Annotated in this window: 18 protein-coding genes; 9 read left to right on the forward strand and 9 right to left on the reverse strand. The window is 72.3% G+C overall.

The features are described 5' to 3' along the window. Positions 1–61: 61 nt before the first annotated feature. Positions 62–217, forward strand: a complete 156-nt coding sequence (locus tag AB0G13_RS15370; RefSeq protein ID WP_357874248.1) for a hypothetical protein — start codon at positions 62–64, stop codon at positions 215–217. Here AB0G13_RS15370 and AB0G13_RS15375 read toward each other — a convergent pair. Continuing rightward, a complete protein-coding gene (locus AB0G13_RS15375; protein WP_357563583.1) occupies positions 210–572 on the reverse strand; it encodes a PH domain-containing protein in 363 nt (120 codons plus the stop codon). The two genes, AB0G13_RS15370 and AB0G13_RS15375, sit on opposite strands and share 8 nt — an antisense overlap. 100 nt (positions 573–672) lie before the next feature. On the opposite strand from AB0G13_RS15375, the gene AB0G13_RS15380 reads away from it, so the two are divergent. After that, positions 673–963 carry a VOC family virulence protein gene (locus AB0G13_RS15380; RefSeq protein WP_357874251.1) on the forward strand — a complete coding sequence of 97 codons (291 nt, stop codon included), beginning with the start codon at positions 673–675 and terminating at the stop codon, positions 961–963. Positions 964–1,417: 454 nt separating this feature from the next. Here AB0G13_RS15380 and AB0G13_RS15385 read toward each other — a convergent pair whose 3' ends face one another. After that, the gene (locus AB0G13_RS15385) at positions 1,418–1,723 is read right to left on the reverse strand and encodes a 4a-hydroxytetrahydrobiopterin dehydratase (protein WP_357874254.1); all 306 of its coding nucleotides are present in this window, start codon (positions 1,721–1,723) and stop codon (positions 1,418–1,420) included. A 183-nt stretch (positions 1,724–1,906) separates the two neighbouring features. Here AB0G13_RS15385 and AB0G13_RS15390 point away from each other — a divergent pair, with 183 nt between their 5' ends. Next, entirely contained in the window at positions 1,907–2,344 is a 438-nt protein-coding gene (locus AB0G13_RS15390; RefSeq protein ID WP_357874257.1) for a (deoxy)nucleoside triphosphate pyrophosphohydrolase, read from the forward strand. Between the two features lie 76 nt (positions 2,345–2,420). Here the strand turns inward: AB0G13_RS15390 and AB0G13_RS15395 are convergent, their stop codons facing one another. The 6 genes from AB0G13_RS15395 to AB0G13_RS15420 all read right to left on the reverse strand — a co-directional run bounded on the left by AB0G13_RS15395 (position 2,421) and on the right by AB0G13_RS15420 (position 9,794). Next, positions 2,421–3,518 carry a succinate dehydrogenase/fumarate reductase iron-sulfur subunit gene (locus AB0G13_RS15395; protein WP_357874259.1) on the reverse strand — a complete coding sequence of 366 codons (1,098 nt, stop codon included), beginning with the start codon at positions 3,516–3,518 and terminating at the stop codon, positions 2,421–2,423. 4 nt (positions 3,519–3,522) lie between these two features. Next, positions 3,523–5,451 (reverse strand): fumarate reductase/succinate dehydrogenase flavoprotein subunit, encoded by a 1,929-nt coding sequence (locus tag AB0G13_RS15400; RefSeq protein ID WP_357874262.1) that lies wholly within the window; start codon positions 5,449–5,451, stop codon positions 3,523–3,525. 12 nt (positions 5,452–5,463) lie between these two features. Next, positions 5,464–6,270 carry a hypothetical protein gene (locus tag AB0G13_RS15405; protein ID WP_357874263.1) on the reverse strand — a complete coding sequence of 269 codons (807 nt, stop codon included), beginning with the start codon at positions 6,268–6,270 and terminating at the stop codon, positions 5,464–5,466. A gap of 305 nt (positions 6,271–6,575) precedes the next feature. Further along, complete coding sequence (locus AB0G13_RS15410) at positions 6,576–8,039, reverse strand: metallopeptidase TldD-related protein (protein WP_357874265.1); 1,464 nt, start codon at positions 8,037–8,039, stop codon at positions 6,576–6,578. Between the two features lie 82 nt (positions 8,040–8,121). Beyond that, the gene (locus tag AB0G13_RS15415) at positions 8,122–9,558 is read right to left on the reverse strand and encodes a TldD/PmbA family protein (RefSeq protein WP_357874268.1); all 1,437 of its coding nucleotides are present in this window, start codon (positions 9,556–9,558) and stop codon (positions 8,122–8,124) included. A 113-nt stretch (positions 9,559–9,671) separates the two neighbouring features. Beyond that, entirely contained in the window at positions 9,672–9,794 is a 123-nt protein-coding gene (locus AB0G13_RS15420) for a hypothetical protein (protein ID WP_357874270.1), read from the reverse strand. 209 nt (positions 9,795–10,003) lie between these two features. On the opposite strand from AB0G13_RS15420, the gene AB0G13_RS15425 reads away from it, so the two are divergent. The 5 genes from AB0G13_RS15425 (at position 10,004) to AB0G13_RS15445 (ending at position 16,111) form a co-directional block, all read left to right on the forward strand. Beyond that, positions 10,004–11,107: an ABC transporter ATP-binding protein gene (locus AB0G13_RS15425; RefSeq protein ID WP_357874273.1), complete on the forward strand. Its 1,104-nt coding sequence runs from the start codon at positions 10,004–10,006 to the stop codon at positions 11,105–11,107. Next, positions 11,104–12,213: a dipeptide ABC transporter ATP-binding protein gene (locus AB0G13_RS15430; RefSeq protein ID WP_357874275.1), complete on the forward strand. Its 1,110-nt coding sequence runs from the start codon at positions 11,104–11,106 to the stop codon at positions 12,211–12,213. Before AB0G13_RS15425 ends, AB0G13_RS15430 begins: the two co-directional genes overlap by 4 nt. Further along, positions 12,210–13,217: an ABC transporter permease gene (locus AB0G13_RS15435; protein ID WP_357874278.1), complete on the forward strand. Its 1,008-nt coding sequence runs from the start codon at positions 12,210–12,212 to the stop codon at positions 13,215–13,217. The genes AB0G13_RS15430 and AB0G13_RS15435 overlap by 4 nt, the downstream gene beginning before the upstream one ends. A 10-nt stretch (positions 13,218–13,227) precedes the next feature. Further along, a complete protein-coding gene (locus tag AB0G13_RS15440; RefSeq protein ID WP_357874281.1) occupies positions 13,228–14,214 on the forward strand; it encodes an ABC transporter permease in 987 nt (328 codons plus the stop codon). A gap of 154 nt (positions 14,215–14,368) precedes the next feature. Then, a complete protein-coding gene (locus tag AB0G13_RS15445; protein WP_357874283.1) occupies positions 14,369–16,111 on the forward strand; it encodes an ABC transporter substrate-binding protein in 1,743 nt (580 codons plus the stop codon). A 71-nt stretch (positions 16,112–16,182) separates the two neighbouring features. Here the strand turns inward: AB0G13_RS15445 and AB0G13_RS15450 are convergent, their stop codons facing one another. Further along, entirely contained in the window at positions 16,183–18,327 is a 2,145-nt protein-coding gene (locus AB0G13_RS15450) for a prolyl oligopeptidase family serine peptidase (protein WP_357874285.1), read from the reverse strand. 87 nt (positions 18,328–18,414) lie between these two features. On the opposite strand from AB0G13_RS15450, the gene mshB reads away from it, so the two are divergent. Further along, complete coding sequence (gene mshB / locus AB0G13_RS15455; protein WP_357874287.1) at positions 18,415–19,341, forward strand: N-acetyl-1-D-myo-inositol-2-amino-2-deoxy-alpha-D-glucopyranoside deacetylase; 927 nt, start codon at positions 18,415–18,417, stop codon at positions 19,339–19,341. Positions 19,342–19,353: the final 12 nt, after the last annotated feature.

A 19,353-nucleotide genomic window follows, 5' to 3' on the forward strand; every position in this document is an offset into this window, starting at 1 on the left:
TCCAGGGCGCAGCGCAGCAGGAGCAGCAGCGGCGCGACCGCCGGTTGCAGGTGCAGCGGCAATGGACGGCTACCCGCTCGCCGTCGCGGCCGAGGCCGAGCTGACCGCCCGGCAGGGCGACCGCGAGCGGGCCGCCGCCCTGTTCCGGCGGGCCGCCGACGCGCACGGTGGGGCGGAGCGCCGCGCCCTGCTGGAGCGCGCCGACCAGCTCAGCTGATGTGGTGCAGGATCACGTTGTGCACGTGGTGGCTCTTCTCGGCGCCCCGGAACTCCACCTCGTAGGTGTGCGTGCCGACGTGGATCGCGATGGCCCCGGTGGAGAAGAACGAGCCGCCCCACGACTTGTTGCTGACCACGCTGACGCTGGTGATCTTCGAGTACGGGATGCTGGTGATGGCGTACCGCTTGCCGACGAAGGAGCGGTCCTGGATGATGACGCGCCGGTCGGTCAGGCCGATGAAACCGGTGCCGGTGCCGACGGCGTCGTAGACGGCGATGATCTGTTCTCCGTGGAGCAGGCCGCTCTGGATCTGCTGGAACTGCTCCTTGCGGTCGTACGTCGCGTTCGCCATGCCCCCACGGTAGGCAGGGCGCGCCAGCCCAAGATCACTCCCGGCGGGCGAGCACGAGCGCGCGCTGGACTTCTACTGCGGCCTGCTCGGCCTGGCCCCGGTGCGGGTCGACCAGTGGCGGGCCGGCGCGGTCCCGTTCCCCTCGGTACGGGTCGACGCGGGGACCATCATCGACCTCGTCCGCCGGGACCGGGGCGGATCCAACGTCGACCACTTCTGTCTGGTGGTGGAGCCGCTGGACTGGCCGGAGGTCGTCGGATCGGGCGCCTTCACGGTGACCGAGGGGCCGGTGGGCCGGTTCGGCGCGCGCGGCAGCGCCACCTCGATCTACGTGCGGGACCCGGACGGCAACTCCGTCGAGCTGCGCTGGTACCCCCGGGACGCCTCCTGAGCGGCCGCGGGGCCGCGTCCGGGTCGACGCATCGGGCCAGCGCCGCCGGCGGTCGCGCTCCGCCGGACCGCGACCCGCCGGGCGGTCGGGTGCCGGCAGCGATGGGTCGCCCTGCGGCTCGTCGCCGCCGTTGGTTGCCGCGCCCCGCACGCGCGGAGCCCCGCCGACGCATCGAGGGGATGCGGGGCGGGGCTCCGGGCGCGGTGCGGACTTCCAGGACGGCTTGGTCTCGTCGCCGGGCCGGTGCGCGTGCCGGACGTCGTGGTCCACGTGGTGGCCGTCGTGGTCGGTCAGCCGGTCGGTCGCGCGGTTCACGGTCCCATTTGTCTGCTCCCGCGCCGGATTGATACCCGCGCACCCTTCAGGGAAACATCATCCCTCCCAGGCTCTTCTCAGCCGATTCGCCGCCGCGTCGACCGCCCGAACCGGGCGTCGACGCCGGGTCGGGGTGGGGTCAGGGCTGGGTGACCGCGCGGTACGCGTCCTCGATGCGGGCGGCCAGCAGGACCTCGCCCTCGCTCAGCGGCGCGTTGCCGTGCCCGACCCGGATCTGGGTCTGGTCGGCACGGCGGCTGATCTCCGGACGCAGGTGCAGCGCGTCGGCGACCACCTTCACCCGCTCCGTGAGGGCGGCGTGCTGCGTGTCGTCGATGGTGAGGGTGCGTCGGATCTGCTCACCCTCCCGGATCCAGCCGGTGAGGAGGGTGAGGGCGTCGCTGAGGTAGTCGTGCTTGGATCGACCGCTGAACAGCGCGCGCATCACCGCACCTCCCAGGCGCCGTTGCCGGCTTGTGGCCAAATCGTCGCCGTCCCGTGTCTTGTCGGTGCCTTCCAGTCTGTCGTCGCATGCTGGGTGTGTCCACGCCCACACTTCCGGGTTCTCCTGCCCTGACGGTCGGCCACGGTACCCAAACCGCCGATTGATCTGGCACGCTGGACGCCCGTGCGGACCGAACGGGCGAATGGCGGCGGGCAGGCCGAGCGACGGGACCTCAGGGTGATCGTCGGAGCGGCGATCATCAGGGACGGTCGGGTGCTCGCCTGCGCCCGTTCCGCCCCGCCCGAGGTGGCGGGCATGTGGGAGTTCCCGGGCGGCAAGGTGGAGCCGGGCGAGAGCGAGACCGCCGCGCTCGCCCGCGAGTGCGCCGAGGAGTTGGCCGTCCGCGTGGAGATTGGCGACCGGGTGGGCCGCAACGTCCGGATGGCCCACGGCCGCTCGGTGCTCAAGGTGTACGCGGCCCGCCTGCTGCACGACGACCAGCCGCAGGCCCTGGAGCACTCGGCGCTGCGCTGGCTCTCGGCCGACGAACTGGACAGCGTCACCTGGCTGCCCGCCGACGCACCCATCGTCGCCGCGCTTCGGCCCCTCCTGTCGGCCTGAGCGGAAGCGGACACCCGGGCCGAAAGGGGACGGGGGCCGGCGGCATCAGCCGCGGCCCCCGTCATCGTCAGCGCACTCAGTGCTTGTCCTGCTCCGGGTGGGCGAAGTTCAGGTGCTCCGGCGGCAGCGGGAAGGTCACGTCGTCGCCGAACGGCGACGGCGCCGCCGCCCGGTCGAAGGTGAGCTCCGTCAGCGGCAGCTTGCCGTGGTCGTCGACGGCCGGCGCGGTCGGCCTCGGCACCTCGCGGTCCCAGTTGACGCCGCGCTGCGCCTGCACCTCGGCCCGCGGGTCGTGGGAGCCGCCCGCGTGCGAGTGCACGCCCCCGTGGGCCGCGCTGCCGCGCACCGCACCGCTGACGTGCTCGCTGGTCACGCTGGTCTGAGGCACCTGACCCCTCCGGAAGATCTTGCTACCAAGCCACACGAGGGGATCGTACCTGCGGTCGACGACCCGCTCCTTCATGGGGATGATCCCGTTGTCCGTGATCTTGATGTGCTCGGGGCAGACCTCGGTGCAGCACTTGGTGATGTTGCAGAACCCGAGGCCCTGCTCGGCCTGCGCGTACTCCTTGCGGTCGGTCTGCGCGTCCAGCGGGTGCATGTCCAGCTCGGCCGCCCGGATGAAGTACCGCGGCCCGGAGAACGCCTGCTTGTTCTCCTCGTGGTCGCGGATGACGTGGCAGACGTTCTGGCACAGGAAGCACTCGATGCACTTGCGGAACTCCTGCGAGCGTTCCACGTCGACCTGCTGCATCCGGTACTCGCCGGGCGCCAGGTCGGCCGGCGGCGCGAACGCCGGCGTCTCCCGGGCCTTCTCGTAGTTGAACGAGACGTCGGTGACCAGGTCCCGGATGACGGGGAAGGTGCGCAGCGGGGTGACCGTGACCGTCTCGTCCTCCGTGAAGGTGGACATCCGGGTCATGCAGCTCAGCCGCGGCTTGCCGTTGATCTCCATCGAGCAGGAGCCGCACTTGCCGGCCTTGCAGTTCCAGCGGCAGGCCAGGTCGGGGGCGTCGGTCGCCTGGAGCCGGTGGATGACGTCGAGGACGACCTCGCCCTCGTTCACCTCGACCATGTAGTCCTGGAGGTCGCCGCCGTTCTCGTCGCCGCGCCAGATGCGGAACTGGCGCTTCGCGCCCGGCTTGCCGGGCGCCGGGGAGTCCTGGTTACCCATTGCGTCAGCGCTCCTTCTCGGTCTCGGCGTCGGCGACGAGGGCGTCGAACTCGGCGAGCTCCTCGTCCGTGAGGTACTTGGCCAGCTCCGCGCGGTCGAAGAGGCCGATCAGCTCCGCGCGCATCTTCGGCAGCGGCTTGCGATCGAGCCGCACCGTGTCGCCGTCCAGCGAGCAGACCAGGTTGACCCGACGCCACGCCGGGTCCATCGCCGGGTGGTCCTCCCGGGTGTGGCCGCCGCGCGACTCCCGCCGCTCCAGCGCCGCCTTCGCGGTGCACTCCGAGACCACCAGCATGTTGCGCAGGTCGAGCGCCAGGTGCCAGCCAGGGTTGTAGCGCCGGCCGCCGCTCGCGCTGACCTTCGCCACCCGCTCCCGCAGCTCCGCCAGCCGCACCAGCGCGTCCTCCAGCTCGCTCTCCCGGCGGATGATCCCGACGAGATCCCCCATCACCGCCTGGAGGTCCTGCTGGAGGGTGTACGGGCTCTCGCCGGTGTCCCGCTGCAATGGGGCCAGGGCCGTCTCCACCGCGGCCTCCACGGCGGCGACGCCCACCTTCGGGCGCGCGGGGAGGCTGTCGGCGTACGTGGCGGCGTGGCCGCCCGCGCGCTTGCCGAACACCAGCAGGTCGGACAGGGAGTTGCCGCCGAGCCGGTTGGAGCCGTGCATGCCGCCGGACACCTCGCCCGCGGCGAAGAGCCCCCGCACGTGGCCGAACGCGGCCCCGCTGTCGGGGTCGACCTCGACGCCGCCCATCACGTAGTGACAGGTGGGCCCGACCTCCATCGGCTCCTTGGTGATGTCGACGTCGGCCAGCTCCTTGAACTGGTGGTACATCGACGGCAGGCGGCGACGGATCTCCTCCGCCGGCTTCCGGGAGGCGATGTCCAGGTAGACGCCGCCCGCCGGCGTGCCCCGCCCGGCCTTGACCTCGCTGTTGATCGCCCGGGCCACCTCGTCGCGCGGCAGCAGCTCCGGCGGGCGCCGGTTGTTGTCCGGGTCGGTGTACCAGCGGTCCGCCTCCTCCTCGGTCTCCGCGTACTGCTTGCGGAAGACGTCGGGGACGTAGTCGAACATGAACCGCTTGCCGTCGGAGTTCTTCAGCACGCCGCCGTCGCCGCGCACCGACTCGGTGACCAGGATGCCCTTCACCGACGGCGGCCAGACCATGCCGGTCGGGTGGAACTGGAGGAACTCCATGTTGATCAGCGTCGCGCCGGCCCGCAGCGCCAGCGCGTGCCCGTCACCCGTGTACTCCCACGAGTTCGAGGTGACCTTGTAGGAGCGACCGACGCCGCCGGTCGCCAGCACCACCGCCGGCGCCTCGAACAGCACGAACTCGCCGGACTCCCGGTAGTAGCCGAACGCGCCGGCGATCCGGTCGCCGTCGAGCAGCAGCTCGGTGATGGTGGTCTCGGAGAAGACCTTGATCCGGGCGTCGTACGAGCCGTGGTCGCGCTTGTCCTCCTGCTGGAGCGACACGATCTTCTGCTGGAGGGTGCGGATCAGCTCCAGGCCGGTCCGGTCGCCGACGTGCGCCAGGCGGGGGTACTCGTGGCCGCCGAAGTTGCGCTGCGAGATCTTCCCGTCCTTGGTGCGGTCGAAGAGCGCACCGTACGTCTCCAGCTCCCAGATCCGCTGCGGCGACTCCTTCGCGTGCAGCTCGGCCATCCGGAAGTTGTTGAGGAACTTGCCGCCGCGCATCGTGTCGCGGAAGTGCACCTGCCAGTTGTCCCGGCTGTTCACGTTCCCCATCGCGGCGGCGGCGCCGCCCTCGGCCATCACCGTGTGCGCCTTGCCGAAGAGCGACTTGGAGATGATCGCGGTCTTCTTGCCGGCGAGGCGGGCCTCGATCGCCGCGCGCAGGCCGGCGCCGCCGGCCCCGATCACGACGACGTCGTAGTGGTGTCGTTCGATTCGCGTGGTGTTGGTCATGTCAGGGGCCCTCTAGTTGATGAACCGCAGGTCGTTGAACCAGCCGGCCGCGACCGCCATGACGTAGAAGTCCGTCAGGGCCAGCGTGCCGAGGGTGATCCAGGCGAGCTGCATGTGCCGGACGTTCAGGGCGGAGACGAAGGTCCAGGCCCGGTAGCGCACCGGGTGCTTGGAGAAGTGCTTGAGCCGCCCGCCGATGATGTGCCGGCACGAGTGGCAGGAGATCGTGTACGCCCACAGCATCACCACGTTGCCGAGCAGGATGATGTTGCCCAGCCCGAACCCGAAGCCCTTGGGGGAGTGGAAGGCCAGGATCGCGTCCCAGGTGTTGATCAGCGAGATGATCGCGGCGGCGTAGAAGAAGTAGCGGTGCAGGTTCTGGCCGAGCAGCGGGAAGCGGGTCTCGCCGCTGTAGGCCTGGTGCCCGTCGGGGACCGCGCAGGCGGGCGGCGACAGCCAGAACGACCGGTAGTAGGCCTTGCGGTAGTAGTAGCAGGTGAGCCGGAACAGCAGCAGGAACGGCAGCGTCAGCGCCGCGTCCGGGATGATCCACCAGCCGGGCAGGAACCGTCCGAAGTGCGCGGCGCCCTCGACGCACCGGTCGGTCACGCAGGGGGAGTAGAACGGGGTGAGGTAGTGGAAGTCCTCGACCCAGTACCACTTGTGCATGAAGACCCGGACCGTCGCGTACGCCACCCAGGCGCCGAGCCCGATCACGGTGATCAGCGGGGCGAGCCACCAGCGGTCGGTACGCAACGTCTTCGCCGCGATGGCGGCGCGCGCCCGCGCTCCCCGCGGCCTCGTTGCCGTTGATGTCATTAGAGTCGTCTCCCTGACAGGACCCTCACGGGCGGATCAAGTTCCGGTCGGCACGCGGACCGGCGAACCCGCACCCGCTTGCCACGTCATGCGCACACCAACGACTGCGCCGGCAATACGGCGCAGCTAAGTGACACACGTTACGCCGATCTTCGCGAGCCGTCCGCGCAAGGCAGTGTCCCGTGTGTCCCGGCCGGTGGAAAGCCCTGAACGATGATCGATGTCCGGATGTTAAGAACCTCACCGGACGCCTGTCCCGCGTACGGGCAGCGACTCACCCCGTAGCGTCGCCCGCCCGGGGAGGCTCAGCCGGAGGCGCCGCCGGTGAAGTTCCACGAGGCGAGCCGCAGCGGCGGCGCCTCCCACCACACCCCCTCCGTCCGGTCCGGCTGGCGTACCGCCCGCCGGCCGACCCCGAGCACCGCGCCCGGGCCGAGGGCGCGGGGGTAGGACTCGGTGAAGCGCAGGTCGCGGACCGCCCGGGTCACCACGCCGTCCTCGACCAGCCAGACGCCGTTGCGGGTCAGGCCGGTGAGGACCAGGCTCTTCGGATCGAGCACCCGGGTGTACCAGAGGTCGCTGACCAGCAACCCCCGCCGTACGCGCTCGACGAGCGCGGCGGTGTCGGCGTCGACCACCTCCGCCGGAGCGCCGCCCACCGTCGCGCCGCCGGTCGCGCCCGGCACGCCGTGCGACGCCGCGCCGCTCGGCGTCGCGGTGGCGGGCCCGCCACCGGTGCCGGCCCCGGCCGTAGCGGCGGGGCACAGGCGCAGGTTGCGGGCCATCGGCCCCCAGGTGGCGGCGGTCGGCGACGCGTGCCCGGTCGGGGCCGCGCCGTCCTCGGCGGCGCTACGCCGGTCGTGCGCCACCGCCCGCGTGGTGCCCGCCTCGACCAGGGTCAGCGCCCGCCGGGGCGTGCCCTCCACGTCGAACGGCAGCCCGGAGCCGGCGAGCGGGTCGTCGACCAGCGTGACCGCCGCGTCGAACTGGGCCGCCCCCGGCTCGGCGAAGGACTGCCGCTCGGCGTACCGCTTGCCGTTGAAGCCGTACCAGGAGAGGTTCTGGAGCAGGTCGGCGACCGCGGCCGGCTCCAGCACGACCTCGTAGCGGCCGGGCGGCAGCTCCACCGGATCGGCCGCCGCGCGCGCCCTGGCCGCGGCCCGGGCGCCGAGCGCGGCACCGTCGAGATCGGCCAGCCGGTCGGCGCAGAGCCGGGCGACACCGTCGGAGCCGCCCGTGCGGGCGATGCCGTCCATCGCCGCCTCGACGGCGCGGCCCGACGCCGTGTGCCCGGCCGAGTTGGCGAACGCCGAGGACCGGTGCGCCGTGCGGCAGTAGCCGGCCGTCTCCAGCCCACCGGCCGCCGCCACGAAGGCGCGCACCCGCTCGGCCCGCTCGTCCGGCTCGGCGTACGCGGTGGCCTCGTCGACGGCCGGGGCGGCCGGCGTCGGCGTCGGCGTCGGCGGGGTGAGCCCGGGCCAGGCCGGGTCGGGCGGGCAGAGCCGCGCGGCGGCGAGGGTGCGTTCCACCAGCGCGCGCAGCCCCTCGGCGCTGACCACGCTGCCGTTGCCCGCGGCCGTCCGCCCGTCGACGTGCAGCCGTAGTCGGACGCCGACGCCGGACTCGGCCACGTTCTGGTGGATGTAGGAGTTGGCGAACCGGGTCAGCGCCAGGTCGGCCCGGGTGACCACGGCCTCGGCCTGCGCGTCGGGCCCACCGAGCCGGCGGACCAGCTCCACCACCTGACCGGCGATCTCCAGCTCGCTCATGCCGCATCCCCTCGCTCGCTCGGCGCGCCGCCCTCGTTCGCGGCTGCGGGACCCGCTCGCTGCGCTCGCTCATTCCTCGCGCTCACGCGCGGACTCCCACGCGGACGTTGCGGAAGCGGGCCGGCGCGGCCGGGTGGCCGGTGTGGCCGGTCTGCCCCGGCTGACCCTTGCCGCAGTTCGGGGTGCCCCACGCGACGGTCTCGCAGGAGAGCATGTCCATGGAGCGCCAGAAGAGCGGCCCGATGCCGGTGTAGGTGGGGTTGCGCAGCATCCGCCCCCGCCGGCCCCTCTTCACCTCCCAGCCGATCTCGCAGCCGAACTGGAAGTTGAGCCGCTTGTCGTCGATGGACCAGGACCGGTTGACGTCCATCAGCACCCCGTCGTCGGTGGCGGCGACGATCTCCTCCAGGGTGTGCGGGCCGGGCTCGAGGCCCACGTTGGTCATCCGCACCATCGGCAGCCGGGCCCAGCCGTCGGCGCGTACGCTCCCGCCGTGGTCCAGGCCGGCGACGGCGGCCGAGTCGCGGCCGGCGAGCACGCCCACCCAGCGCCCCTCGCGCACCGCGTCCCGGCGCACGGCGGGGGAGCCCTCGTCGTCGAAGCCGAAGCTGCCCAGCGCGCCGGGGATGGTCGGGTCGATGGTGACGTTCATCAGCTCGGAGCCGTAGCGCAGCGAGCCGAGCCGGGCCAGGTCCAACCAGGAGGTGCCGGCGAAGGCGGCCTCCCAGCCCAGGATCCGGTCCAGCTCGATCGCGTGCCCGACCGACTCGTGGATCTGGAGGGCCAGCTGCTCGCCGCCCAGGATCAGGTCGGTCTCGCCGGCGGGGCAGGGCGGCGCGGTGAGCAGCGCGCGGGACTCCTCGGCGATCCGGGCCGCGTGCGCGGCCAGGTCGAGCGACTCGACCAGCTCCCAGCCGGTGGTGCCGTACTGGCCGCGGTAGCTGGGGTAGGAGCGGCGCTGGGTCTCGCCGTCGCCGACGGAGGTGGCGGAGATGCCGCCGCCGCACTCCCGGATCCGCTGGTCGATCCGGTGCCCCTCGCTGGAGACGAACCACTTGGCCGTGTCCCAGACCTGGTAGAGGCCCTCGGCCACGTCGGCGCCGTGCTCGGCCATGGCGCGGGTCGCCCCGACCAGCAGGTCGCCCTTGGCGGAGAGCGGCACGCCGAGCGGATCGACCGCGCAGGGGGACGCCCAGCTCGCGGTGACCGCCTCGACCGGCACCAGGTCGATCGGCGGCCCCGGCACCCGCGCGCTCGCGGCGGCGATCCGCGCGGCGCGCCGGCCGGCCTCGCGGGCGGCGGCGTCCGACAGGTCCGGTACGGCGTGGAAGCCCCAGCCCGACCCGACCAGTGCCCGGACGCCCAGCCCGATGCTCTCGTCCTGGGTCAGCTCCTCGATGTCGCCGTTGCGGGCGGACATCGACTCGTAGCGGCGGTGCATCACCCGCGCGTCGGCGTAACGGGCCCCCGCGTCGAGCGCGGCCTGCACCGCGGCGGTCGCCGCGTCGAACTCGCTCATGACGGCACCTCGCCGCGCTTCGTGCCGTCCTGAGGCACCACCGGACCGCGTCGCTGATTCGCTCGCTGGTGCTCGCTCATGCGCCCGACCCTAGGCGAGCACACCGACATCCGTCAGGAGAGCAGAGTCCCCGGCCGGATCGTGGCCCGCACCGGCTCGGTCAGCTCGAGGACCTCACCGGCCCTGGTCACCGATCGCTCGACGTAGTGGCCGCCCTGCCGCTGGTGGACGTGCACGTGCCGGGGACTTCCGGGACTGCCGCGCCCATCGTCGCACCCATCTGTCCGGACGCGGCAGGTCAACGCCGGTGAATGCCGAGGTGAGGGGTGTTCAGGCCCGTTGCAGAGTCGTTACGCTGTGGCCCGCTGACAGCCCCCGGCTATGTAGCTTATTTTCACCCTCAGTGCTTTCCTGTAAGTTCTCTTCGTCACTGAGGGAGGCGGTCGTGGACAGGCCGGAGTCGGCGCCGTCCGGGAAACCGGACCGCCCCAGCGTGCCGGAGCAGCGCTCCGGCCAGGACCCCTACCTGCGGGTGAGCGACCTGCGGGTCCGTTTCGACACCGAGGACGGCGTGGTGCGCGCCGTCGACGGGGTGTCGTTCGAGGTGGCGCGCGGGCGCACCCTCGGCATCGTCGGCGAGTCCGGTTCCGGCAAGAGCGTCACCTCGCTCGCCATCCTCGGCCTGCACAACGCCAAGCGGACCAGCATCACCGGGGAGATCTCCCTCGGCGGCCGCCAGTTGGTCGGCCTGCCGGACGAGGAGGTACGCCGGCTGCGCGGCCGGGACATGGCGATGATCTTCCAGGACCCACTGTCCGCGCTGCACCCGTACTACACGGTGGGCAAGCAGATCGCCGAGGCGTACCGGGTGCACCACCCGAAGGCCGGCAAGCGCGAGGTCCGGCAGCGCGCGGTGGACATGCTGGGCCGGGTCGGCATCCCGCAGCCGGCCCGCCGCTTCGACCAGTACCCGCACGAGTTCTCCGGGGGCATGCGGCAGCGGGCGATGATCGCGATGGCGCTGGTCAACGACCCGGACCTGGTCATCGCCGACGAGCCGACCACCGCGCTGGACGTGACGGTACAGGCGCAGATCCTCGACCTGCTGGCCGACCTCCAGGCCGAGTTCCACTCCGCGATCATCCTGATCACCCACGACCTGGGCGTGGTCAGCCAGGTCGCCGACGAGGTGCTGGTCATGTACGGCGGGCGGGCCGTCGAGCACGGCAGCGTCGAGCAGGTGCTCCGCCGGCCGCAGCACCCGTACACCTGGGGTCTGCTCTCCAGCGTGCCCTCGCTGCACGGCGACGCGGACGCGGACCTGGTGCCGATCAAGGGCAACCCGCCCAGCCTGATCAACCTGCCGTCCGGCTGCGCCTTCCACCCGCGCTGCCGGTACGCCGGCCGCAACGGCGACCGGTCCCGCACGGAGGTCCCCGAGCTGCGCCCGGCGGGCGCGCCCGGTCACCTGGTGGCCTGCCACCTCTCCGCCGACGACCGGACGCTGCTGTACGCGGAGGACATCGCCCAGGTGGGAGTGGCCCGATGAGTAGTGCCCAGGCAGACACGGCGCCGGTGCGACCGGCCGAGACCGGGGAGCCGCTGCTGCGGGTGCGCGGGCTGGCCAAGCACTTCCCGGTGCGCAACGGTCTGCGGCGCACCGGACTGGTCCGGGCCGTGGACGGGCTGGACTTCGACGTGCGGCCGGGCGAGACGCTCGGCCTGGTGGGCGAGTCCGGCTGCGGCAAGACGACCACCGGGCGGATGCTGGTCCGGCTGCTGGAACCCAGCGCGGGGAGCATCGAGTTCGCCGGGCGGGACATCACCCACGCCGGGCGCCGGGAGCTGCGTCCGCTGCGGCAGGACCTCCAGATCATCTTCCAGGACCCGTACGCCTCGCTGAACCCCCGGCACACGGTCGGCCGGATCATCGCGATGCCGTTGCAGGTCAACGGGATCGACCCGCCGGGCGGGGTGAAGAAGCGGGTGCAGGAGCTGCTGGAGCTGGTCGGGCTCAATCCGGAGCACTACAACCGGTACCCGCACGAGTTCTCCGGCGGCCAGCGGCAGCGCATCGGCATCGCCCGGGCGCTGGCCCTGCGGCCGAAGCTGATCGTCGCCGACGAACCGGTCTCCGCCCTGGACGTGTCGATCCAGGCGCAGGTGGTCAACCTGCTCCGCGACCTGCAACGCGACCTGGGCCTGGCGTTCGTCTTCATCGCCCACGACCTGGCCGTGGTGCGGCACTTCTGTCAGCGGGTCGCCGTCATGTACCTCGGCAAGATCGTCGAGATCGGCGACCGGGACGACATCTACGAGCGCCCGCAGCACCCGTACACCCGGGCGCTGCTCTCGGCGATCCCGGACGTCACCAAGCTCGGCCCGGCCGGCCGGATCCGGCTGGCCGGCGACGTGCCCACCCCGCTGAACCCGCCGTCGGGCTGCCGGTTCCGCACCCGCTGCTGGAAGGCGCAGGACATCTGCGCGACGGAGGAGCCGGCGCTGGTGCCCCGCGACGGCGGCGACCAGGCCGCGGCCTGCCATTTCCCGGAGCAGGGGCCGGTCGACGCGGGCCCGGACGCCGCAGCGGTGAGCGCCGACCCGGCCGCCGGGTCGGAAACGGCCGGCGCGGACGTCGAGGAGGTGTCGAGATGAGCATGTCCCCGGTGGAGGGCGTGGCGCTGGTCGAGATCGAGTCGGGCGGCGACGCCGACGCGCCGAAGGCGAAGGGCTTCGTCGGCCGCTCGCCCGGCCAGCTCGCCCTGATCCGGCTGCGCCGCGACCGCACGGCGATGGTCAGCGGGGTGATGCTGGTCGTCTTCGTGCTGGTGGCGCTCTCCGCGCCGCTGATCGAGGCGCTCTACGGCATCAGCCCGCGCGACCAGTTCCAGAACAAGCTGGACGGCTTCGGCATGCCGCTGGGCTACGCCGGCGGCGTGTCGGGCGACCACTTCTTCGGGCTGGAGCCCAACCTCGGCCGGGACATCTTCATCCGGCTGATCTACGGCCTGCGTACCTCCCTGCTGATCGCCTTCGCGGCGGCGGTGATCACGGCGGTGCTCGGCATCGCGCTCGGCGCGCTCGCCGGCTACCTCGGCGGCTGGCTCGACACCGTGATCAACTGGATCACCGACCTGACCCTGGCCATGCCGTTCCTGGTCATCGCGCTGGCCCTGACCCCGACGCTGACGCTGCGCTTCTACGGCGAGCGGGACGCGGTCGACCCGGCCTTCGGCGTCGGGGTGCTGATCGCGGTCTTCGCGATCTTCGGCTGGACCAGCACCGCCCGGCTGGTCCGGGGACAGGTGATCGCGCTGCGCGAGCGGGAGTTCGTGGAGGCCGCCAAGGCCAGCGGCGCCGGGCTGGGACACATGGTCTTCCGGCAGCTGCTGCCGAACATCTGGGCGCCGATCCTGGTGTCGTTCTCGCTCGCGGTGCCGCAGTTCATCACCAGCGAGGCGGCGCTGTCGTTCATCGGCGTCGGGCTGACGGAGGAGACGCCGAGCTTCGGTCGGATGATCTACCAGAGCCTGGACTACCTCCAGACCGACCCGGCGTTCGTCTTCTTCCCCGGCATCACGATCTTCGCGCTCGTGTTCGCGTTCAACCTCTTCGGCGACGCGCTGCGCGACGCGCTCGACCCGAAGTCGTCCCGGTAGGGGTGGTCCGATGGCGCGCTTCCTGATCAAGCGGATCTTCTCCGCGGTGCTCACCCTCTTCGCGGTGAGCGTGCTGACCTTTCTGATGTTCTTCGCGCTGCCGCGCGACCCGGTCACCGGCATGTGCCCGAAGAACTGCAACCCCGAGCGGCTCGAGCGGGTCCGCGAGGAGCTGGGCCTGCGCGACCCGCTCATCACCCAGTACGCCGGCTACATGAAGGGCATCTTCACGGGCCGCGACCTGGGCAGCGCCCAGGGCGGCAGGTGCGACGCGCCCTGCCTGGGCTGGTCGTACGTCAACAACGAGGCGGTGCTGGACACCATCACCCGGGTGCTGCCGGTGACGCTGAGCATCGTGCTCCCCGCGGCCATCCTCTGGCTGCTGCTCGGGGTCGGCCTCGGCATGGTCTCGGCGCTGCGCCGGGGCACCTGGCTGGACCGTGCGGCGATCGGCTTCTCGCTGACCGGCGCCTCCCTGCAGCTCTACTTCGTCGGGGCGGTGCTGCTGCTGGTCTTCGTCTACAACCTGCGCCTGCTGCCGGTGCCGAGCTACACGTCGTTGCTGGACAGTCCGGTCAAGTGGGCCAGCGGGCTGGTGCTCTCCTGGGTCGCCCTGGCCTTCCTCTTCGCCGCGATCTACGCCCGGCTGTCGAGGGCGCAGATGCTGGAGACGCTCTCGGAGGACTTCGTCCGCACCGCGCGGGCGAAGGGCCTGGCGAAACCCAAGGTGTACGGGCGGCACGCGCTGCGCGCCGCGATCACGCCCGTGGTCACCATCGCCGGCCTGGACGTCGGGGCGGCGCTGGGCGGCACGGTGATCACCGAGACCACGTTCGGCCTCCAGGGGCTGGGGCGGACCGCCGTCGAGGCGGTGCGGGCCGGCGACCTGCCCACGATCATGGCCACCGTGCTCATCTCGGCGGTCTTCGTGGTCCTCGCCAACGTGCTGGTCGACCTGCTATACGCCGCCATCGACCCCCGCGTACGGCTGGGCTGACCTGCCGTGCCGGCCGCCGGGCCGGAGCGGGACGTCCGTCGGCCGGACGGCGGTGAAATTTATCGACAACTGTTACACAACTTGTAGGTTTTCTTCTTTACGATCCTCGGGACGTCGGCGTTCACGCCGGTCACCTGGGTGGAGGAGGTAGGAGATGCGACCACGCGTAGCGGCCGCCGCAGGCGGCGCGATCGCACTGGTTGTGGCACTGGGTGCTTGCTCGGAGAACACGGGCGAGGGCACCACGGTGGACACCGAGCGGCAGCAGACCGGGGTCATCGCGACCGACCCGAAGGATTCCATGGGGCCGGCGGCGGAGGTGCCCGGCGCCCAGAAGGGCGGCACCTTCACCATCATCCGGGAGACCCCGATCTCCCACCTGGACCCGCAGCGGACGTACTCGTTCGCCGGCCTGATGACGTCGCCCCTGTTCTCCCGCTACCTGACCACGTGGAAGGACGACGGCAAGGGCGGCCTGGTCCTCGTCGGCGACCTGGCCGAGACGCCGGGCACCAACGTCAACAACGACTGCAAGGTCTGGGAATTCAAGGTCAAGGACGGCGTCAAGTTCGAGGACGGCCGGCCGATCACCTCGAAGGAGATCGCGTACGGCATCGCCCGCTCCTTCGACCCGGACCTCTCCGGCGGTCCGACCTACATCCAGGAGTGGCTGGCCGACAGCCCGCAGTTCGACACCAAGTGGGACTTCAAGAAGAACAAGACCTCGCTGCCGCCGGGCCTGACCACCCCGGACGCGAAGACCCTGCGCTTCGAGTTCACCAAGCCCCGCTGTGACCTGCCGTTCGCGGTCTCGCTGCCGACCACCGCGCCGCTGCCGGCCGACAAGGACACCGGCGTCAACCTGGACCACGCGCCGTTCTCGTCCGGCCCCTACAAGGTCGCGAAGAACCAGGTCGGCGTGCAGATCACGCTGGACCGCAACCCGCACTGGGACGCGAACACCGACCCGGTGCGGCACCAGTACCCGGACCAGTTCGTCTGGAGCTTCGGCCCGACCGCCGACGCCGCGAACAACCGGGTGATCGCCGACAACGGCGCCGACCAGAGCGCGATCGCCTTCAACTACGTGCCCGCCTCGCTGGTCGGCAAGGTCGCCAACGACCCGGCGCTGAAGCAGCGCAGCATCCTCTCCCCGACGCCGAGCGCCAACCAGCTCGTCATCAACAACCTGCGGGTGAAGGACCTGAAGGTCCGCCAGGCGCTGAACTACGCCATCGACCGGGAAGGCCTGATCAAGTCCGTCGGTGGGCAGACCGTCGCCTCCCCGATGACCACCCTGATGCCGTCGTCGACCATCGGCTACAAGGCCTTCGACGCGTACCCGGCCGGCGCCAACGGCAACGTCGACAAGGCCAAGGAGCTGCTCGGTGGCCAGACGCCGGAGCTGGTCCTCGGCGTCGCCGACAACACGACCGAGCAGCAGATGGCCACCCAGCTCAAGGGCAACCTGGAGCGGGCCGGCTTCAAGATCACCGTCCGGAACATCCCGGACGACTCGAAGCTCGACGAGATCAAGAAGAAGGACAACCCCTGGGACCTGTACATCGGTAACTGGGCGGCGGACTGGCCGAGCGGCGCCTCGATCCTGCCGGTGCTCTACGACGGCCGCACCATCAAGGCCGAGGGCAACAGCAACCAGTCGTACTTCAACGACCCGGCGATCAACGCCGAGTTCGACCGGATTCTGGCCCTGCCGCCGACCGAGCAGGGCCCGGAGTGGGCCAAGCTCGACGAGCGGATCATGAAGGAGCACGCCCCGGTGGTGCCGCTCTACGTCGACGTGGCCTACCTCGTGCACGGCTCCAAGGCCGGTGGGGTCTTCATCTCCAGCGTCTTCGGCTACCCGTCGTTCGTGAACGCGTTCGTCAAGCAGTAACCGCACCGCACCTGGGGCCCCGGTCGACGACGCCGTCGACCGGGGCCTCGTGCGTCCGCCGCCGCGCGTCCCTATCCGAGGTGGCGGCGGACGAAGTCGAGTTCGAGCCTGAGCAGGCGCTCGGCGGTGCCCCCGGCGGCCATGTGGGTCGCCCCGGTCAGCGGGAGCACGGAGTGCGGCCGGCCGGTCGCCAGCAGCGCCGCGGAGAGCCGCAGCGTGTGCGCGGCCACCACGTTGTCGTCGACCAGACCGTGCACCAGCAGCAGCGGCCGGGCCTCGTCCGGCCGCTGCACCGGCTCGCCGGCCAGCTCCACCAGCGAGTGGTGCGCGTAGATGTCCGTGCCGTCGTCCGGCAGGCCCAGGTAGCGCTCCGTGTAGGCCGTGTCGTACAGCGCCCAGTCGGTGACCGGCGCCCCGACGATGCCGCACCGGAACAGCTCCGGGTGCCGCAGCACCGCCAGCCCGGCCAGCCAGCCGCCGAACGACCAGCCGCGCACCGCCACCCGGTCCAGGTCCAGGTCGGGGTGCTTGCCGGCCAACGCGGTGAGCGCGTCCACCTGGTCGAGCAGGACGACGTCGGCCACCCGCCGGTGGATCGCCTTCTCGAAGGAGGGGGCCACGCCCGGCGTGCCGCGGTTGTCGATGGTGACGACCGCGAAGCCGGCGTCGGCCCACCACTGCCGCTCCAGCCACGCCGCGCGGGCCGCGAGCACCTCCTGGTGCCCCGGCCCGCCGTAGACGTCCAGCAGCACCGGAAGCCGCCGGCCGGTGACGTAGTTGTCCGGGTAGAGCACGGCCGTCGGCAGCCGCCGGTCGGTGACCCGCTCCAGCAGCGGCAGCGGCGCGTACGGCGGGGTGGCGGCGAGCGAGCGCAGCACGCCGACCTCCTGCTCGCCCCGCCACACCGTCCACCGGGTGCCCGCGTGGTCGAGCGTGGCGCTCCCCACCACCAGCACGTCCCCGCCCACGGCGGCGGTGTGCCAGCCCGGGTCGGTGGTGATCCGGCGGGCGTCGACGCCGCCGCCGATGGTGGTGCGCACCCGGAACAGGTGCCGCTCGCTCGGCTCCCCGTCGCTCGCCTCCACCAGCAGGTCGGCCGGGCCGCTGCCGCCGGGCAGCCGCCCCACCACCCGCCGCACGTAGAGCGACGGTGGGGTGAGCAGGGTGCCGTCGGCGAAGAGGCAGCGGGCGTCGTACCCGTCGTGGGCGAGTTCGCCGCCGACGAGCACCCGGCCGTCCGGCAGGTGCGCCGGGGTGCCGGGGATCGGCTCCACCCAGCGCGGGTCGGCCAGCTCGGCGTGCACCTGGGTCTCGCCGGTGCGCGGGTCGACGGCGAGCACCAGGCCGTGCTGCTGGGAACGGCGCAGCACGGTGATCAGCGGCCCCCCGTCGGCCCAGTGCACGGCGGTCAGGTACGGGTAGGTCTCCCGGTCCCAGTGCACGTCGACCCAGCCGTCGTCGAGGTCCAGCAGGTGCAGGCTGACCTCGGCGTTCGCGCTGCCCGCCCGGGGGTACGCGACCGTGGTCGGCGGGCTCGCCGGATCGGCCGGGTCGTGCAGGTACCAGCGCTGGACCCGGGACTCGTCCACCCGGGCGGCCAGCACCGAACGGCCGTCCGGCGCCCACCAGTAGCCGCGGAACCGGTGGAACTCCTCGGCCGCGATGTGCTCGGCCAGCCCCCAGGTGACCCCGGAGTCCTCGCCGGCCAGCAGGGTGTCCGTGCCGTCGTGCTCGACAACCCGCAGCTGCCCCCGGCGCACCCCCTCGGCGGCGTCGGTGACGTAGGCCAGGCGCTGCCCGGTGGGGTCGGGCCGGGGGTCGAGCACCGGGCCGACGGTGGCCACCTCGACCACGTCGCCGTGCACCAGGTCGGCCCGGAACAGCCGCCCGGCCAGCGCGAAGACCGCCACCCGCCCGGCGCCGTCCAGCGCGTACGAGCCGATGCCGGAGGCGCTCAGCCGCAGCCGCTCGCGCAGCGCGCGCTCGCCCGGGCTCAGCGCGTCGGCGTCGGCGTCGGCCCCGAGCAGCGCCGCCGGGTCGGCGACCAGCCGCTCCTCGCCGGTCGCCACGTCGAGCAGCCAGAGCGCGTCGGCCGGGTCCTCCGGGCCGGCCGAGCGCAGGAAGACCACCCGGGAGCCGTCGTCGGCCACGGTGACCGCCCGCGGCGCCCCGCGGCTGAACCGGCGGGTGCGGGCGGCCAGCTCCGGAAAGTCCACAGCCCCGATCGTAGAGCGGCGACCGGGGGTGATGTGGCCGACCTGCGCGGACGCGTCAGGGCCGGCGGAGGGGAACCGCCGGATAGAGTGACCGGCGTGACGACGCTGCCTGACCGCCGCCTCCTGCTGGTCCACGCGCACCCCGACGACGAGTCCATCGGCACCGGCTCGACGATGGCGCACTACGCCGCCGCCGGGGCCCACGTCACCCTGGTGACCTGCACCCTCGGCGAGGAGGGCGAGATCCACGTGCCGGCGCTGGCCCAGCTCGCCGCGGCCGAGGCCGACCAGCTCGGCGGCTGGCGGATCGCCGAGCTGAACGCCGCCTGCGCCGCGCTCGGCGTCACCGACCACCGCTTCCTCGGCGGCGCCGGCCGCTACCGCGACTCCGGCATGATGGGCCTCGCCACGAACGAGCACCCCCGCGCCTTCTGGCAGGCCGACCTCGACGAGGCCGCCAAGCACCTGTTGGAGATCATGCGGGAGGTACGCCCGCAGGTCATGGTCACGTACGACGACAACGGCTTCTACGGGCACCCGGACCACATCCAGGCGCACCGGGTGGCGATGCGCGCGCACGAGCTGGCCGGCGCGGAGGGCTTCGCCCCGGCGAAGGTCTACTGGACCGCGATGCCGCTCAGCGTGCTGGAGGCCGGCCTGACCCACTTCGCCGAGTCGACGGACAACCCCTTCGCCGGCATCCAGGACATCTCGGAGCTGCCCTTCGGCACGCCGGACGCGCAGATCGCCGCCCGGATCGACGCCACCGACCAGCACGCCGCCAAGGAGGCGGCGATGCGCGCGCACGCCACCCAGATCCCCGACGCCTCCTGGCTCTACACGATCGCCGGCAACTTCGGCAGCGAGTTCATGGGCGTGGAGTACTACACCCTCGCGGTGGGGGAGAGGGGACCGGGCAGCGGCCCGTACGGCTGGGAGGACGACCTCTTCGCCGGGCTCGACGTCGCCGACGGCCCGGGCCGGTCCCCGGTCGCGGCGGCCGGCCTCCGGTGACCCTGCCTGTCG

This window comes from Micromonospora sp. NPDC023633 (assembly GCF_040640035.1).
Lineage (GTDB): Bacteria > Actinomycetota > Actinomycetes > Mycobacteriales > Micromonosporaceae > Micromonospora.

Excerpts from the sequence above, each read along its gene's own strand:
- AB0G13_RS15370 (WP_357874248.1), top strand. The coding sequence starts at position 62 with ATGGACGGCTACCCGCTCGCCGTCGCGGCCGAGGCCGAGCTGACCGCC.
- AB0G13_RS15375 (WP_357563583.1), bottom strand. The coding sequence starts at position 572 with ATGGCGAACGCGACGTACGACCGCAAGGAGCAGTTCCAGCAGATCCAG.
- AB0G13_RS15385 (WP_357874254.1), bottom strand. The coding sequence starts at position 1,723 with ATGCGCGCGCTGTTCAGCGGTCGATCCAAGCACGACTACCTCAGCGAC.
- AB0G13_RS15395 (WP_357874259.1), bottom strand. The coding sequence starts at position 3,518 with ATGGGTAACCAGGACTCCCCGGCGCCCGGCAAGCCGGGCGCGAAGCGC.
- AB0G13_RS15400 (WP_357874262.1), bottom strand. The coding sequence starts at position 5,451 with ATGACCAACACCACGCGAATCGAACGACACCACTACGACGTCGTCGTG.
- AB0G13_RS15405 (WP_357874263.1), bottom strand. The coding sequence starts at position 6,270 with ATGACATCAACGGCAACGAGGCCGCGGGGAGCGCGGGCGCGCGCCGCC.
- AB0G13_RS15410 (WP_357874265.1), bottom strand. The coding sequence starts at position 8,039 with ATGAGCGAGCTGGAGATCGCCGGTCAGGTGGTGGAGCTGGTCCGCCGG.
- AB0G13_RS15415 (WP_357874268.1), bottom strand. The coding sequence starts at position 9,558 with ATGAGCGAGTTCGACGCGGCGACCGCCGCGGTGCAGGCCGCGCTCGAC.
- AB0G13_RS15430 (WP_357874275.1), top strand. The coding sequence starts at position 11,104 with ATGAGTAGTGCCCAGGCAGACACGGCGCCGGTGCGACCGGCCGAGACC.
- AB0G13_RS15435 (WP_357874278.1), top strand. The coding sequence starts at position 12,210 with ATGAGCATGTCCCCGGTGGAGGGCGTGGCGCTGGTCGAGATCGAGTCG.
- AB0G13_RS15440 (WP_357874281.1), top strand. The coding sequence starts at position 13,228 with ATGGCGCGCTTCCTGATCAAGCGGATCTTCTCCGCGGTGCTCACCCTC.
- AB0G13_RS15445 (WP_357874283.1), top strand. The coding sequence starts at position 14,369 with ATGCGACCACGCGTAGCGGCCGCCGCAGGCGGCGCGATCGCACTGGTT.